Origin of the sequence: Paraburkholderia caffeinilytica (assembly GCF_051027425.1) — a bacterium.
Taxonomy (GTDB): domain Bacteria; phylum Pseudomonadota; class Gammaproteobacteria; order Burkholderiales; family Burkholderiaceae; genus Paraburkholderia; species Paraburkholderia caffeinilytica_A.
In genome coordinates, this window is the sequence record NZ_CP186552.1 from 1,854,987 (window position 1) to 1,869,882 (window position 14,896).

Sequence of the window (14,896 nt, forward strand, 5' to 3'; positions counted from 1 at the left end):
GAATCCGCCATGAACACCGCTTCCAACGTCGCTACCGCCCGCACTGCTAACGCTGCTAACACCACGTGGCTCGGCAAGATCCGCGCACTGGCTCTGCATGCGCTCAACCTGCATCTGCAAAACTGCGCTGTGATCGCTGAAGCGCATCGCCGCCCGCAGTAAGCGCGCAAGTCGATAGCTGGTTTGTCACCGGCTGGGAATCTCGAACACCAGACAGGTCGTCGTGGCATGCGCGTAGAGCGTGCCGTCGGGGCCGACCAGGCGAGCTTCTGCTGTCGCCAGTTGCCGTCCGCAATGAATCACCTTGCCTTCGGCACGCACGCGTTGCACGCGCGGTGTCACCGCTTTTACGTAATTCACACTGAGTTCGGCGGTGGTGTAGCCACGGCCCGGCGGCATCATCGTATGCACCGAGCAACCTAGCGCGGAATCGAGCAAGGTGGCGATCCAGCCGCCGTGCACCGTGCCCAGCGGGTTCAGATGCTGCGCGAGTGGGGTGCCTTGAAACACCGTCTGCCCCGCGCTGACTTCGACGATCGTAAAGTCGAGTGTGCGCGCGATTGCGGCGTAGGGCAGTTCCGCGTTCATCATCGCCTGCATGACTTCCAGGCCGGTCTTGCCCGCCACCTGGTCGGGGCGCGCGACGCCGGGGCCCGGGCCGGCGTTCAGTGTCGCCAATACTTCCTGCTCGCGTGCGAGCCAGCGTTCGAGCTGTTGTTCGTTCGTCAATCCGTGTCTCCTGTCCTGAGGGAAGCATGCTTCGGAATCGATGCATCGTCATCGATTAGAGCATCAAACCGCCTCAGGGCGCTGGAGGGCCACCTCTGGATCGCGGCGCGCGCAGCGCCCGTGCCGCTCACTGCCCGCGCCTGCCGTGCGTTATTCGCGGATACGCGACGCCACTGCGCGCTGTACTTTGGCCGCTCGCGCGGATAGCGCGCTCATCAGAAGCGCTATCGACACCAACCCCACCAGATAAATACCGGCCATCACCCAATCCTGATCTGCCATCATCGTTCCCCTTCAAGTACTGGTCCTCGCGCGGCGGGAATGCAGCATTTCGCCGTGCCATTGCTCTCGATTACGGCACATGGCGCAGAAACCTTGATGGAGCCAGTCGTCCTTTAAAACGGTGCGCGATCGGGCACGACTCGCGCGATGCCGAATCTTTATCTCGCGATCTTCAATAAGCGTTTAAAATTCGACCCCTTGTCGCGCGGCGGTCCTCATCAGCACGGCAAGTCAATCGGCAATATCGACCGTTTTATCGACGCATATTGCTTTGTCACGCCGCAGAAGCGCGTTTCACTTTTCCAGGCCCAGGTTAAAACCCGACAAACTGGCTGACCTTGGCTAACACTGTCAACCTTTTCAACGCTTTGCCGTTATCCATTTGTAATCGCCAAAGTAAGGCGACGCCGTGGCAGACGACCCGTCGCCGCGACAGCTCTACGCAAGGCCCGCATTGACCATGTTTCACCGCTATAACTACAAATTCGGCCTGCCAGGCGCGATGTTCGACCGTGCATCGAAGGCACTTGGCAAGCGAAGCGTCCTCTCGCCCGTCCTCGCGCTCGTCATTTGCGGGTTGCTGCTGGTCGTCTTGCAACATCTCTCGCAAGCCGTCGATTACCGTTCGGTCATGCGCCAGTTGCGTCACCTGACGGCGGGCGAATGGGCCGCTGCGCTCGGCGCGACCGCGCTCAGCTATATCGCGCTGGTCGGCCGCGACGCGGTCGGTTTGCGCTATCTGGGCGCGGTAGTGCCGCGCGCGGCCCTGTGGATCGGTGCGACCGCGGGCTCGGCGCTCGGCAATGCGACCGGCTTCGGCGCGTTGACGGGCGGCGCCGTGCGCGCGCGCGTGTACGGGGTGTCGAACGTCACGCCCGCCCAGATCGGCCGCATGACCGTGTTCACGAGCGTGTCGCTGGCGCTCGCGCTGGTGCTGATGACGGCGCTCGGCATGGTGTGCCTCGCCGAGCGTCTCGCGACGATGCTGCACCTCGCGCCGCCGGTGCTGCGTTGGAGCGGCGCCGCGCTGCTCGTCGCATTGGGACTCGCGGCGGCCGCCTGCCGTCGCGAGACGCGCCCGATCCGCACGCGCTGGCAGTGGCTGTCGTTCGATATTCCGGCGCGTCGCGACCTGGTCGCGCAAGTGGCGCTCGCCGTACTCGACGTGGTGGCCGCGGGCCTCGCGTTGTGGGCGCTGCTGCCGCATGCGGACGTCGGCTTCGTGACCTTCATCACCGTATATGCCGCCGCGATGCTGCTCGGCATGATCGGCCACACGCCCGGCGGCGTCGGCGTGTTCGAAGCCGCGATGGTGTTCACGCTGAACGGCAGCGTGCAAACGCATCAGATGGTCGCGGCGCTGCTCGCCTATCGCGCGATTTACTTCGGCGTTCCGCTGATCGTTTCAGCGGCGCTGCTCGCCGGTTTCGAAGGCCGCGCGCTGAAAAGCCGTTTGCCGCTGCGTCATGCGGCGGGCGCGTATAAACTCGCGCCGCTGTTTCTGAGCCTCGTCACGTTCGTGGTCGGCGGCATGCTGGTGATTTCCAGCGCGACGCCCGCGTTCTGGCAACGCATTCTGATTCTGCGCGACGTGCTGCCGCTGTGGGTGCTCGAAAGCTCGCAGATGCTGTGCAGCGTGCTCGGCGTGCTGCTGTTGTTCGTCGCGCGCGGTTTGCTGCGGCGTCTGGATGCCGCGTGGTGGGTAACCTTGCTGCTGGCGGTGTTGAGCCTCGCGCTGTCGCTGACCAAGGGTCTTGCATTCGTGGAGGCGAGCGTGCTCGGCATGCTGATCGTGCTGCTGCTGTCCACGCGTCGCCGTTTCAACCGTCATTCGTCGCTGTTTGCCGAACGCTTTACGGCGGGCTGGCTGGTGTCGGTGGCGATGGTGCTGATGCTCGCCGTGTGGGTCATGCTGTTTGCGTTCCGCGACGTGCCGTATACGCAAGACCTGTGGTGGCAATTCGCTTTCGACGAACGCGCGCCGCGTGCGCTGCGCGCAACGCTGGCCGCCAGCCTGTTCGCCGCCACGTTCTCTTTCTGGCAGTTGTTGCGTCCGGCGGCGGGCCGCTTCGTCATGCCCGCTCCGCAGGATCTGCAGGACGCCGCGCGCATTGTGCGCTCGCAGGAGCGTAGCGACGCCGGTCTCGCGCTGATGGGCGACAAGAGCTTTCTCTTTTCCGAGTCGCGTCAGGCCTTCCTGATGTACGCGAAAAATGGCCGCACGTGGGCCGCGCTTCACGATCCGGTCGGACCGCGCGAGGAGTGGGCCGGTTTGATCAGCAAGTTTGTCGCGCTCGCGCATGCGCACGGCGGCCGTGCGGCGTTCTACCAGGTGCGCGCCAACGCCTTGCCGCTTTATCTCGATGCCGGCCTCACGTTGATGAAGCTCGGCGAAGAAGCCCACGTGGTGCTCGACGATTTCGACCTGAAGGGCTCGCATCGCGCGCATCTTCGCTATGCGTTGAAGCGTGGCGAACGTGACGGCTTTACCGTCGAAGTGATCGATCAGGCCGATGTGCCGGCGTCGCTCGAGACGCTGCGCGAGATTTCCGACGGCTGGCTCGATAGCCGCGACGCGCGTGAGAAGAGCTTCTCGGTGGCCGCGTTTACCGACGAGTACCTTGCCGCGCAATCCGTGATGCTGGTGCGCCAGAACGGCGAGCCGGCCGCTTTTGTGACCTTCATGACGACCGATATGAATACCGAAGCGACGGTCGGCGTGATGCGGCATGTGGAAAGCGCGTCGCCGTATGCGATGGAATATCTGTTCACTCAACTGGCGCTGCATCTGAAGCAGGCGGGTTTCCGCTCGCTCAGTCTCGGCATCGCACCGCTCTCCGGCATGCAGCCGACGCCGCTCGCGTCGCGCTGGCACCGGTTGGCGGGGATCGTGTGGCGCTTCGGCGGCCGCTTCTATAACTTCCGCGGACTGCGCGCTTTCAAGAGCAAGTTCCAGCCGCATTGGGAGCCGCGCTATCTCGCGGCGTCGGGTTCGGTGGGCGTGTTCTTCACGCTCGCGGACCTGTCATTGCTGGCAGGAGGCCGGCGTTCATGACATTGCATCCGTTTTTCAGGCTCGCCGCAGCGGCGAGCTTCGTTGTTTGCAGCACGGCTGCCTTTGCCGCAACCACCACCGTGTCCGGCGGCCGTTATGGCGACGTGACGGTGACGCAACCGGCCGGCCCCTTGCGCGGCTTCGTGGTGCTTTACTCGGCAGCGACCGGCTGGAGTGCGGCCGACCAGCAAACCGCCGATGCGCTCGCCAAGGCCGGCGCGTTGACCGTCGGTGTGGATACGGCGCGCTATGCGGCCAACCTGAGCGAGAAAAAGGAAACCTGCCATCAACTGGTGGGCGATGCCGAGGCCTTGAGCCATCAACTCGAACGGCAATCGCAATCGAGCCGCTATTTCGCGCCGATCGTCGCGGGTACGGGGCAGGGCGCGACGCTCGCCATGCATGTGCTCGAACAGGCACCGTCGAATACGGTGGCCGGCGCGGTCTCGCTGGATGCAGAGCGTAATCTGGATCCGCGTTTTCAACCGTGCCCGCCCGATCCGACGATCATCCGCGACAAGGTGCCGGGGTTCGTCGAAAAGGCGACGCCCGGCAACGGCGATCGCACGCGGCTCGTTGCGATGGTCACGCCGCATTTGCAAACGGCGTCGACAAACGATGACGATGTCTCCGATCTGCCGCTGATCGAATTGCCGGCGGCGCATCCGAACGGCCTCATGGCGATCGTGATTTCCGGCGACGGCGGCTGGCGCGATCTCGACAAGACCATCTCGCTCGCCTTGCAGAAAGACGGTGTCTCGGTGGTCGGCGTGGACAGCCTGCGCTATTTCTGGAGCGAAAAAACGCCGGCGCAGACGAGCCACGATCTGGCGCGCATCATGCAAACCTACGGCGCGCGCTGGCATGCGCAACACGTTGCGCTGGTCGGCTATTCGTTTGGCGCGGACGTGATGCCGTTCGCGTATAACCGCCTGCCGGAAGCGTTGCGCGCGAAAGTGTCGCTGATTGCGCTACTCGGCTTCGCACCGGATGCCGATTTCCAGATCCGCGTGGGGGGCTGGCTCGGTATGCCGGCAAGTGATAAGGCCTTGAAGGTGCAGCCGGAATTGACGCACGTACCGCCTGCGATCGTGCAGTGCTTCTACGGTGAGGACGAGAAAGATACCTTGTGTCCGGCGCTCGCCGGCACCGGTGTCATGGTGATTCGCACGTCGGGCGATCATCACTTCGGCCGCGATTACAACGCGCTGGAGCGGCGCATCCTGGACGCCTTCAAAAAGCAAAGCGGCGTGCGCGATTAGATCATCTGTTTGAAGCGCGTCGCCCAAGCAGCGGCGCGCCTGCCTGGCATACCCTCATTTGTCTGTTGAGAGTGGTATCGCACATATACCGGCTCTGCCGGATTCTATGATTCTTACGAAGCCTTGGACGACAGCATTCTCAAGCGATATTGCGTGAGGATGCTGCGAGTTCTCGGTGTCGTCCGCGAATCTTTCTTGAAACTCTCCTGCTACAACGCAGCGCGCCACCGGGCAGCTCTGTCGCCCCGCGGCGTGCTTTCGGCATGACCGGCAACTGCTCGCGCGCCCGTTCGGGCCAACCGATGCGCACGCCGGTTGAGTGCCCAATGGACCGAGGCTGTCAATGCTGGACTCCTTCTTCTTCGACACTGCCGCGAGCGAGCCGGATAGCCCCGCGCTATGGGTCGATGAATGCCTCTACAGCTATGATGAGATTGCCTCGCGGGCGCGCCGGATTGCGGCGGGATTGGCCGGCGCGATGCCGGCCGGCCGACCCGGGCGCTGCCTGCTGTTCGCGCATCGCAGCGTGGCCGCTTACACCGGTTTGTTGGGGATACTCAAGGCTGGTTTCGCTTATGTGCCGCTCAATCCCCATGTGCCCGCCGCGCGCATTGCAGCGGTGATCGAACAGTCGGGCGCGCCGCTGCTGCTAGTCGACCGGCGTTGCGCGGCGTTACTCGACGAAGCGTTGTCGCTGCTCGACGAGTGTCCTCGGACTTTGCTGCTCGATGAGACAGGCGATGGCGGCAAGCACGACGCTGAAGATGCTCAGGACACGAGCGCGACGCTCACTGTTTCGGTCGCTGCCGCCGGTGGCCAGAGCAAGGGCCATCCGGAATCGTCCGTTGTAAAAACCCCTGCGTTACGCGCACCGCACGACCTGGCCTACATTCTTTTCACGTCCGGTTCGACCGGCACACCCAAAGGCGTACCGATCTCGCACGCCAACGCTGACGCCTACGTGACAGGGCAATTGCAATTGCTGGGCGGCATGCCTCACGCGCGCTATGCGCAATTGTGCGAGCTCACCTTCGATCCGTCGATACACGATATGTTCGTGTGTTGGGCAAGCGGCGGCTGTCTGTACGTGCCGAAGACCGTCGAGCCGATCTACAACGCAGCGTTCATCAAGGAACACGCGATCACGCATTGGAGCAGCGTGCCTTCGGTAGCCGGCTTCATGCAGCAGTTTCGCAAACTGGGGCCGAACGAATTTCCGAGCGTGCGCGTCACCCAGTTCGGCGGCGAGCCGTTGCCGCGTTCGCTGGTGCAGGCGTGGTTGCGCGCCGCGCCGAACAGCCGGGTGCTGAATATGTACGGGCCGACCGAAACCACGGTGGCCTGCGCTGCTTTTGAAGTCACGCCGGAATTTGCCGACGATCCACTGCATGCGGTCATGCCACTCGGTAGCGCATTGCCGGGGATGGAGCTATTGATCGTCGACGCCGCACTTGTGCCGGTCGCGCCCGGCGCAAGCGGTGAACTGTTGATCGGCGGCCCTCAGTTGGCCGCGGGCTACCTGTCGCCGGACGAGCCTGGCAACCGCCGCTTCGTTTCGATGACTTATCCGGGCTACACCTCGCAGCGCTGGTATCGAAGCTCGGACGCCGCGCGCGAAGTAGCCGGGCAGGGCATCGTGTTCCAAGGGCGGCTGGACACGCAGATCAAGATTCGCGGCAACCGGATCGAGCTCGAAGAAGTCGAGCACGTTATGCAGGCATGCAGCCACGCGGCGCTCTGCGCGGTGATCGCCTGGCCCGTCGACGATATGGGCCGCGCCGGTGGATTGATTGCCTTCGTGACCGGCGCGCAAGGCACCGTGCAGCAGATTTTGCAGGCGTGCCGTCGACGCCTGCCAGTGTATGCCGTCCCACAGCGAATCGTGATGCTCGACGCGTTGCCGTTCAATGTTAACGGAAAAATCGACAGAAAAGCGCTTGCCGAATGCTGCGGAAGCATCAATGCGATCGCCTGATTTTCGCGGACGAGTGTGATCTGTATAACGAAATATTTTCTGAATTGCTGGCAACTTTCTCGCGTTAGCGTTTGTTTGGGACCAGGTTGTTGATAACAGTGCGTCCGTGTGCGCGCTTGATAAATCGATGCATCGAGGCTGTAGCAAAAAAATCAGATTTTCGGGGTGCAAAATGAAAACATACGTGCGCGGCATTCTTCATGAGGCTGCCTGTCTCGATGTACCCGTCGACTCGCTGGGCGATCGCGACGATCTCTACGCGGCAGGTTTGTCGTCACTCGGCTCGGTTCGCGTCATGATGGCTATCGAAGAAACATTCGCCATCGAAATTCCCGCTGCGCTGATTACCCACGATCTGTTCCAGAGCATCGACTCTCTCGCGCGCACGATTGCGCACCTCGTGCCGGAGGAATCGCTTGCGCCACGAACCTGAAGTGGCGTTACAGCGACCGATCATGACGAATTCGTCCACCATGACGCCGGTAACGTTCGGCGGCTGTTTCGGATGGCTGCACCGGCCGGCTGGTGCTCAGGCAGAGCTGGGTGTCGTGCTATGCAATCCGTTCGGCTACGAAGCGCTCTGCACGTATCGCGGCTGGCGCGAATTGGCCGAGGCGCTTGCTGCGCGCGGCGTGCCCACGCTGCGCTTCGACTACCCGGGCACCGGCGATTCGAGCGGTAACGAGGAAGACCCGCAGCGCTTGCGCGCGTGGCTCGACAGCATCAAGGCGGCCGCAACGTGGTTGCGCGCGGAAACCGGCGTGACCCGCCTGAGCTTATGCGGGCTGCGTCTGGGCGCCACGCTCGCGGCCTTGGCCGCCGAAGAGTTGGGCAATGTCGAGAACCTCGTGCTGCTCATGCCGCTGAGTTTGGGCAAGAGCTACATCCGCGAGTTGGAGATCCAGCATCAAAGCTGGCTCAGCGCACAACAAGCACTCGGACTCAGCCTCGATGCCGAGCCTGCGGAAACGATCGGCGCGCATGGCTTCCGTCTCTATCCGGACTCGCTCGAGATGCTCGCGAAGGTCGACCTCGAGCAGGGGGCGCGATGTCCGGCGCGGCGTGTGCTGCTGCAGGATCTGGGCGAGAGTGCGCGTCTGAAGCGGTTGGCCACGCATTATCAGGCTCAGGGTGCCCAGGCCGACCTGCAGATTTTCGGCGAGTACAGCAGGTTCCTGCTCGATCCCAGCTATAGCGAGCCGCCGGCGCAGGCATTCGGCAGCGTGCTCGAATGGCTAGGCGCAAGGGCGACCATGGCGACCGTGGCGACCGGAACGGCGGTAGAACTGCTGGACTGCGCAGCGACGGCGCGGATCGAGTTCGCGCACGGTCACGAGTCGCCCGTTCTGTTCGACGGCGGGCGCTACGCGGGGGTGTTCTGTCAGCCATTGCGCGTGCTTGAAGGAGCGCCGGCGGTACTGTTCGTCAACACGGGCGGCGTGCACCGGATCGGCGACGGCCGCTTCACGGTGCTGATGGCGCGGCATCTCGCGGCTCAGGGTATCGCGTCGTTGCGCATGGACCTTCGCGGTCTCGGCGATAGTCTGCGTCGCGACGAAGCGCTGACGCTCGATACGGTGTATGCCCGGTATGCAGTCCCGGACGCGTGCGCGGGCGTCGACTGGCTGGCGTCGGCCGGCTATCCGAAGACCGTCATGTTCGGCGTTTGCACGGGTGCCTATGTGAGCATTCATACGGCGCTCGCGCATCATCGGGTGGTGGGGTGCGCCGCCGTCAATCTGCCGCTGTTCGTGTGGAGCGGTGCGCAAGCACGGCCCGGTGCGCAGCACGTGGCGTCGAGTGTCGTCTACCGGCGCGCCATGCGTAATCCACGCAAATGGCTGCGGCTACTGACCGGGCGAGCGAACGGCCGCGCGATCACCGCCGAACTCGCGCGCCGTCTATGCGCGCGCATCGTTGCACGCGCCAGCACGGCGCTCGAACGGCTCTTCGGGTTGTCGACGGCAGGAGGAGCCGCCCGCAGAATCGCGCTGGAACTGGAGCGCAAGGGTGTGCAAACCGCGCTGATGTACGGTCCGCTCGACGAGGGGCTGGACGAACTGGCGATTCATTTCGGACCGGGCGGCAGTCAGCTCGGCAAGCTGAGGAACATCACCACGAAGGTGGTTGGCAAGGTGGATCACGCGCTCTTTTCCCGCGCGGCCCGTGATGCGGTGATGATGCAGTTCGACGTGTTTCTGCGCGAAAGAGTGCTGGGTACACGGCGTGAAACCGTCGCGCCGAATCCCGGCTTGCGGGTCGTGGAAGTGCCGCAACCTTGAATTTTCGGCTTCCTTTACGGTGCCCCTTACCGCGCGGGTCGCTGATAGTTCGCCGCGGCGATTCGCAATACTGCGAGACGTCGTCGCCATCATGCGGCTCACCGCCGACGTTGCCTGATATGACGAACAGGGATTGACAAAGGCCGTCAAGTCAACGATTATCAACCGCATGAGCTGCCTCGACATCCGTATTGCGCTGATTATTAGCACCATTCATCGAATGGTGGGTTAGCGCGCGTCTGAGAGCAGCGACATCAACCCGCCCCACGAGGCGGGTTTTTTTATGTCCGCTTTTCTGCCCGCCTCCTGGTGATCTCTCTGTTGATTTGCCCTTGCCGCACAGGAGTTTGCCGTGTCGTTATATGAACCCAATCAGGTCGCGGAACCCGCAGACAGCGTGGCGTTGCGCCACGACTACCTGAAGAAAATCCTGACCGCGCGCGTCTACGACGTGGCCCGCGAGACCGAACTCGAACGTGCGCCGAACCTGTCGGCACGGTTGCGCAATCCGGTTTATCTGAAGCGCGAGGACAACCAGCCGGTGTTCTCGTTCAAGGTGCGCGGCGCGTACAACAAGATGGCGCATATTCCGGCGGATGCGCTGGAGCGTGGGGTGATTACCGCATCGGCGGGGAATCATGCGCAGGGCGTAGCGCTGTCGGCGGCCCGCATGGGCGTGAAAGCGATCATCGTGGTGCCGGTCACGACCCCGCAGGTGAAGGTCGATGCCGTGCGCGCGCATGGCGGCGCAACGGTCGAAGTCGTGCAGTTTGGCGAGTCCTATAGCGATGCGTACGGACATGCGGTGAAGCTGCAGGAAGAGCGCGGCCTGACGTTTGTTCACCCGTTCGACGATCCGTACGTGATCGCCGGCCAGGGCACCGTCGCAATGGAGATTCTCAGCCAGCACCAGGGGCCGATTCACGCGATCTTCGTGCCGATCGGTGGCGGCGGGCTCGCGGCAGGTGTGGCCGCGTATGTGAAATCGGTGCGCCCGGAGATCAGGGTAATCGGCGTGCAGACTGACGACTCGTGCGCGATGGCGGCTTCTTTACAGGCCGGCGAACGGGTGACGCTGAACGAAGTGGGCCTGTTCTCGGACGGCACGGCAGTCAAGCTGGTCGGCGAGGAAACCTTCCGCCTGTGCCGCGAATATCTCGACGACGTGCTGCTCGTGAACACCGACGCGCTATGCGCCGCGATCAAGGACGTGTTCCAGGACACCCGCAGCGTGCTGGAACCGGCTGGCGCGCTGTCCGTCGCAGGCGCCAAGCAGTATGCCGAGCGCGAAGGCATCGAGGACCAGACGCTGATCGCGATCACATCCGGTGCGAACATGAACTTCGACCGCATGCGTTTCGTGGCCGAGCGCGCCGAAGTCGGTGAGGCACGTGAAGCGGTGTTCGCCGTCACGATCCCTGAAGAACGTGGCAGCTTCCGCCGCTTCTGCGAACTGGTGGGCACACGCAGCGTCACCGAATTCAATTACCGGATTGCGGACGCGAATTCAGCGCATATCTTTGTCGGCGTGCAGATCAGGAATCGCAGCGAATCGGCACAGATCGCGGGCGCATTCGAAGCGCATGGTTTCGCCACCGTCGATCTCACGTTCGATGAACTCTCGAAGCAACACATCCGCTACATGGTTGGCGGCCGCTCGCCTTTGGCCCATGACGAACGCCTGTTCCGTTTCGAGTTTCCGGAGCGGCCGGGCGCGCTGATGAAGTTTTTGTCGTCGATGGCGCCGAACTGGAATATCAGCCTGTTCCACTACCGCAACCAGGGCGCGGACTACAGCTCGATTCTGGTCGGCATCCAGGTGCCGGAGAGCGAGAACAGCGAGTTCGAACGCTTTCTCACGACGCTGGGTTATCCGTACTGGGAAGAGACGCAGAACCCTGTTTATCGCCTGTTTCTCGGGTAACGGGGTGGGTGTACGAGGCTGCGCTTGAAAATAAGCGCAGCGGCTGTGTCGACGCGAGTGCGTCTGCATGGACTCAAAGCAGTTGCCGGGGCGGGCGACGAAGAGCCCGCCGCGCGCCGGAAATTGCTGGCTGAGATCCGCAAATAGCCCAGGGTTTACCTCGGTACCACGCAAAACGATGCGACCGCTCGGTTATCAGTCGGACGAGCGTAAGTGCCGACTGGGCAACGGTATGGCGCATTTGCGCGCATTCAAACCGTTCAAGCCGGCGCGCCAGTTATCTCAAAACTAGATAACCCATATCCACGATATCGCGTTGCGCGATACAGGGCGTGATTGTCAAACTGCGTGCAAATCAAACGCATTCAGGAGACAACTCATGCGCACCCAAGTTGGCATCATCGGTGCCGGGCCTGCGGGCCTGCTTCTTTCCCACCTTCTTCATCTGCGTGGTATCGATTCCGTCGTGCTCGAATCGCGCACGCGTGAACAGATCGAATCCACCATCCGCGCCGGCGTGCTCGAACAGGGCACGATGGACCTGCTCACCGAGGCCGGTGTCGGCGCGCGCATGAAGGCCGAAGGGGCTTTGCATCACGGCTTCGAACTGGCTTTTGAAGGCAAGCGGCGCCGTATCGATCTGACCGGACTCACCGGCCATTCGATCACGGTCTACGCGCAGCACGAAGTCATCAAAGACCTGGTCGCCGCGCGTATAGCCGCCGGCGGCGCCTTGCGTTTCGGCGTGACGGACACATCGCTGCACGGCATCGACACCGATAAGCCGTCGATTCGCTATCGTCACGAAGGCGAAGCCTGCGAACTGCAATGCGACTTTGTGATCGGCTGCGATGGATCGCAAGGCGTCTCGCGCGCCTCGATTCCTCACGCACTGCGCAAGGATTTCGAACGCGTCTATCCGTTTGGCTGGTTCGGCATTTTGTGCGAAGGACCGCCCTCGTCGGATGAATTGATCTACGCGCGGCACGATCGTGGTTTCGCGCTGATCAGCACGCGCTCGTCGAACGTGCAGCGCATGTATTTCCAATGCAATCCTAAGGAGTCTGTCGACGATTGGTCCGACGACCGGATCTGGGCCGAACTGCACGCACGTGTCGATTCGCACGATGGCCAGAAAATCGTGGACGGCAAGATATTCCAGAAGAACATTGTCGGCATGCGCAGTTTCGTATCCGCCACCATGCAGCATGGCCGTCTTTTTCTCGCCGGCGACGCCGCGCATATCGTGCCGCCTACCGGCGCCAAGGGTATGAACCTCGCTGTTGCCGACGTGCGTGTGCTGACGAAAGCGCTGAATGCGTTCTACGTCGAAAATCGTACCGATCTGCTCGACAGCTACAGCGAGACCGCGCTCAAACGCGTCTGGCGCGCGGAGCATTTCTCGTACTGGATGACGAGCATGATGCACCGCATCGAAGGTGCGTCGCCGTTCGAACAGCAATTGCAGGTAGCCGAGCTTGAATACGTGACTACGTCGCGTGCGGCGGCCACCGCGATGGCGGAGAACTATGTGGGCGTCGCCGCGGTATAGAACGAGCGGGCAGGGCGCAGCGTGTGAAACGGGAGATGCCGGGTTAAGCGGTCAATCCTGGCGCGGCGCCCCGTTCGCGTCGGCAAACCCTTGATGGGCGGCCATTCGCCATTGTCGTTCCAAAAGCAACAGTGAATTCGGGAATAGAGGATTTATCCGCGTCTGATCCGCACCTAGACTGGCTTTATCGGCTGCACGACACGTCGTATCGGCAGCACGTGTAAGACAATCTCTGGAGGTGGTTTCATGAAATCGCTCATTAAAACCGTTGCGATTGCCGTTGTTCTTGGCGCCCCGATCGCTTCGTTTGCGCAATCGAATCAGCCGGTTCAGCAAAACGCGCAGGGCGCGCAAGCGCAAGTTTCCGGACAACAGGGTGCTGCCCAGGCCGATACCAGCGGTTATGGTTCGGGCAGCCGTGGCACGTGGCAAGCAGGTCGCGGCAACGACACGACGGTAAGCTCCTATTCGCCGCCGATCTACAACGCGCGTTAAGAGCAGGACGGAGTGCGCGGATCATCGTGAAACGGGCGAGTTTTATCTCGCCCGTTTCACATTTGCCATGCTGCTAGGTGCGCAACAATGTCATCTCGTTGCGCAGTAAGGCCCGAAGGTCCTCATCAGTCGGCCGCGTGCCCCAATGCCGCGCGCCGGCAACTGACGCAATCGCGATCCACGAGTGAGGTGGAAACCATTCGCGAAGCACGGCGCCGTCCTGCCGCAAACACAACTGGCCGGTCTGTTCGCTGTATTCGGCGGAAATGACCGCGCCGTCGATTTGCGTCGTTACACGCCGTGGATCGTTGCGTACCAAATCGTCGCTCCTGCAAATGGCGTGGGGCGAATACCCACGCGGGCCGGCCGCGTCAGTGACGCCGCAACGGCCCATGCATTAATGATCGCCCCGGCCGTGATCATCGCCGTGGCCGTGCCAATCGCCGTGATCGCCACCGTGGTCATGCCAGTCACCGTGCGGGCCGCCGCGATAGTCGCGCGCGTCATGCCATTCGCGGTCGTGATGACGTTCTTCCCACTCGCGCCGTTCCCAGTAGCGGTGGCCGTCGTAATAGCGGTCGCCATACCAGCCCGGACTCACTACGACCACCGGCGGGGGCGGAGCGTAGACAGGCGGAGGCGGAGCATAGACCGGCTCCGGTGCGTAGGCTACGCCCGGAATGCCGATGTTCACGCCCACATCGACGTGCGCCAGCGCAACCGAAGATGCGCCGATCCCCAAGCCCGCAACGATTGCCATGGACAGCCAGCGGTTTCGTGAATTGCTCATGTTTATATTCTCGGAATTTATGATTGAGAGTGGAGAGCGTTGCTCGTGCAACGCTTAATAATGGTCGTGATCGTGATAGTGGTCATGATCGTGGTAACCACCCTCGGGTACGACGATGCAGCCGCCCAATGCACTGCCGAGGGTGATAGCCAACAGAACCAGCGCGAGAATTCGTTTCATGACGTTGCCCCTTCTTATGTGTGACTGAACTCTACTGAGCAGCGGGATTACCGGTGTGTTCGTGTGTAACAGGACGTGTCGATTCCTTTGCCTGTCGGCGGGATGCATGACACGGTGTGGAGGCACGTTGCAGCGCTGCGATCAGTGCTTCTCCTGGCAAGTGGCCGGAGGGCAACCCGTTGAGCGCGCTATGAAAAATGTTGGGCCTTCATGCATCCGGCGTGTTCGGACAGGTCGATACGCGCGCGTATGAACAACGCGAATAGGCACGGCGTGACATATCTCTGTGTGTATGCCACGCGGATACATTCAGTTGCAGACTTAGGATGAGAGCCGGCGATCATGAGTCGCCGCTCGTACTTTAATATGT

15 protein-coding genes are annotated in these 14,896 nt (G+C 62.4%); 10 read left to right on the plus strand and 5 right to left on the minus strand.

Translation table 11 applies throughout. The features are described 5' to 3' along the window. The first annotated feature begins 9 nt into the window (after positions 1-9). Positions 10-162: a hypothetical protein gene (locus ACOSV0_RS08150; RefSeq protein WP_408218924.1), complete on the plus strand. Its 153-nt coding sequence runs from the start codon at positions 10-12 to the stop codon at positions 160-162. Positions 163-186: 24 nt separating this feature from the next. On the opposite strand, the gene ACOSV0_RS08155 is transcribed toward ACOSV0_RS08150, so the two are convergent. Both ACOSV0_RS08155 and ACOSV0_RS08160 read right to left on the minus strand, forming a co-directional pair. Continuing rightward, positions 187-729 (minus strand): PaaI family thioesterase, encoded by a 543-nt coding sequence (locus ACOSV0_RS08155; RefSeq protein WP_434109785.1) that lies wholly within the window; start codon positions 727-729, stop codon positions 187-189. A gap of 150 nt (positions 730-879) precedes the next feature. After that, positions 880-1,014, minus strand: a complete 135-nt coding sequence (locus ACOSV0_RS08160) for a hypothetical protein (RefSeq protein ID WP_434109786.1) — start codon at positions 1,012-1,014, stop codon at positions 880-882. A 144-nt stretch (positions 1,015-1,158) separates the two neighbouring features. Between ACOSV0_RS08160 and ACOSV0_RS08165 the strand changes: the two genes are divergently transcribed. The 9 genes from ACOSV0_RS08165 (at position 1,159) to ACOSV0_RS08205 (ending at position 13,556) form a co-directional block, all read left to right on the plus strand. Beyond that, positions 1,159-1,347 (plus strand): hypothetical protein, encoded by a 189-nt coding sequence (locus tag ACOSV0_RS08165; RefSeq protein WP_434109787.1) that lies wholly within the window; start codon positions 1,159-1,161, stop codon positions 1,345-1,347. Positions 1,348-1,513: 166 nt separating this feature from the next. Then, positions 1,514-4,066, plus strand: a complete 2,553-nt coding sequence (mprF, locus tag ACOSV0_RS08170) for a bifunctional lysylphosphatidylglycerol flippase/synthetase MprF (RefSeq protein WP_434110208.1) — start codon at positions 1,514-1,516, stop codon at positions 4,064-4,066. Beyond that, a complete protein-coding gene (locus ACOSV0_RS08175; protein ID WP_434109788.1) occupies positions 4,063-5,328 on the plus strand; it encodes a virulence factor family protein in 1,266 nt (421 codons plus the stop codon). The genes mprF and ACOSV0_RS08175 overlap by 4 nt, the downstream gene beginning before the upstream one ends. Positions 5,329-5,671: 343 nt before the next feature. Next, positions 5,672-7,303, plus strand: a complete 1,632-nt coding sequence (locus ACOSV0_RS08180) for an amino acid adenylation domain-containing protein (RefSeq protein WP_434109789.1) — start codon at positions 5,672-5,674, stop codon at positions 7,301-7,303. Between the two features lie 172 nt (positions 7,304-7,475). Next, positions 7,476-7,736, plus strand: a complete 261-nt coding sequence (locus ACOSV0_RS08185) for an acyl carrier protein (RefSeq protein WP_434109790.1) — start codon at positions 7,476-7,478, stop codon at positions 7,734-7,736. A gap of 22 nt (positions 7,737-7,758) precedes the next feature. Next, positions 7,759-9,585, plus strand: coding sequence for a serine aminopeptidase domain-containing protein (locus tag ACOSV0_RS08190; protein WP_434109791.1), 1,827 nt, complete (start codon positions 7,759-7,761; stop codon positions 9,583-9,585). A gap of 352 nt (positions 9,586-9,937) precedes the next feature. Further along, positions 9,938-11,509, plus strand: coding sequence for a threonine ammonia-lyase, biosynthetic (gene ilvA / locus ACOSV0_RS08195; RefSeq protein WP_434109792.1), 1,572 nt, complete (start codon positions 9,938-9,940; stop codon positions 11,507-11,509). Positions 11,510-11,888: 379 nt separating this feature from the next. After that, the gene (locus ACOSV0_RS08200; RefSeq protein WP_434109793.1) at positions 11,889-13,061 is read left to right on the plus strand and encodes a 4-hydroxybenzoate 3-monooxygenase; all 1,173 of its coding nucleotides are present in this window, start codon (positions 11,889-11,891) and stop codon (positions 13,059-13,061) included. A 246-nt stretch (positions 13,062-13,307) separates the two neighbouring features. After that, positions 13,308-13,556 (plus strand): hypothetical protein, encoded by a 249-nt coding sequence (locus ACOSV0_RS08205; RefSeq protein WP_434109794.1) that lies wholly within the window; start codon positions 13,308-13,310, stop codon positions 13,554-13,556. 73 nt (positions 13,557-13,629) lie between these two features. Here ACOSV0_RS08205 and ACOSV0_RS08210 read toward each other — a convergent pair whose 3' ends face one another. The 3 genes from ACOSV0_RS08210 to ACOSV0_RS08220 all read right to left on the minus strand — a co-directional run bounded on the left by ACOSV0_RS08210 (position 13,630) and on the right by ACOSV0_RS08220 (position 14,526). Beyond that, positions 13,630-13,875, minus strand: coding sequence for a hypothetical protein (locus ACOSV0_RS08210; protein WP_434109795.1), 246 nt, complete (start codon positions 13,873-13,875; stop codon positions 13,630-13,632). Between the two features lie 78 nt (positions 13,876-13,953). Continuing rightward, positions 13,954-14,346 carry a hypothetical protein gene (locus tag ACOSV0_RS08215; RefSeq protein WP_434109796.1) on the minus strand — a complete coding sequence of 131 codons (393 nt, stop codon included), beginning with the start codon at positions 14,344-14,346 and terminating at the stop codon, positions 13,954-13,956. Between the two features lie 54 nt (positions 14,347-14,400). Next, positions 14,401-14,526 carry a hypothetical protein gene (locus ACOSV0_RS08220; protein ID WP_434109797.1) on the minus strand — a complete coding sequence of 42 codons (126 nt, stop codon included), beginning with the start codon at positions 14,524-14,526 and terminating at the stop codon, positions 14,401-14,403. Between the last annotated feature and the right edge of the window lie 370 nt (positions 14,527-14,896).

What these genes read in the sequence shown, in the direction of transcription:
- ACOSV0_RS08185 (WP_434109790.1), top strand. Translation starts at nt 7,476, where the DNA reads ATGAAAACATACGTGCGCGGCATTCTTCATGAGGCTGCCTGTCTCGAT.
- ACOSV0_RS08150 (WP_408218924.1), top strand. Translation starts at nt 10, where the DNA reads ATGAACACCGCTTCCAACGTCGCTACCGCCCGCACTGCTAACGCTGCT.
- ACOSV0_RS08160 (WP_434109786.1), bottom strand. Translation starts at nt 1,014, where the DNA reads ATGATGGCAGATCAGGATTGGGTGATGGCCGGTATTTATCTGGTGGGG.
- ACOSV0_RS08175 (WP_434109788.1), top strand. Translation starts at nt 4,063, where the DNA reads ATGACATTGCATCCGTTTTTCAGGCTCGCCGCAGCGGCGAGCTTCGTT.
- ACOSV0_RS08200 (WP_434109793.1), top strand. Translation starts at nt 11,889, where the DNA reads ATGCGCACCCAAGTTGGCATCATCGGTGCCGGGCCTGCGGGCCTGCTT.
- ACOSV0_RS08220 (WP_434109797.1), bottom strand. Translation starts at nt 14,526, where the DNA reads ATGAAACGAATTCTCGCGCTGGTTCTGTTGGCTATCACCCTCGGCAGT.
- ACOSV0_RS08190 (WP_434109791.1), top strand. Translation starts at nt 7,759, where the DNA reads ATGACGAATTCGTCCACCATGACGCCGGTAACGTTCGGCGGCTGTTTC.
- ACOSV0_RS08180 (WP_434109789.1), top strand. Translation starts at nt 5,672, where the DNA reads ATGCTGGACTCCTTCTTCTTCGACACTGCCGCGAGCGAGCCGGATAGC.
- ACOSV0_RS08205 (WP_434109794.1), top strand. Translation starts at nt 13,308, where the DNA reads ATGAAATCGCTCATTAAAACCGTTGCGATTGCCGTTGTTCTTGGCGCC.
- ACOSV0_RS08165 (WP_434109787.1), top strand. Translation starts at nt 1,159, where the DNA reads ATGCCGAATCTTTATCTCGCGATCTTCAATAAGCGTTTAAAATTCGAC.
- ACOSV0_RS08215 (WP_434109796.1), bottom strand. Translation starts at nt 14,346, where the DNA reads ATGAGCAATTCACGAAACCGCTGGCTGTCCATGGCAATCGTTGCGGGC.
- mprF (WP_434110208.1), top strand. Translation starts at nt 1,514, where the DNA reads ATGTTCGACCGTGCATCGAAGGCACTTGGCAAGCGAAGCGTCCTCTCG.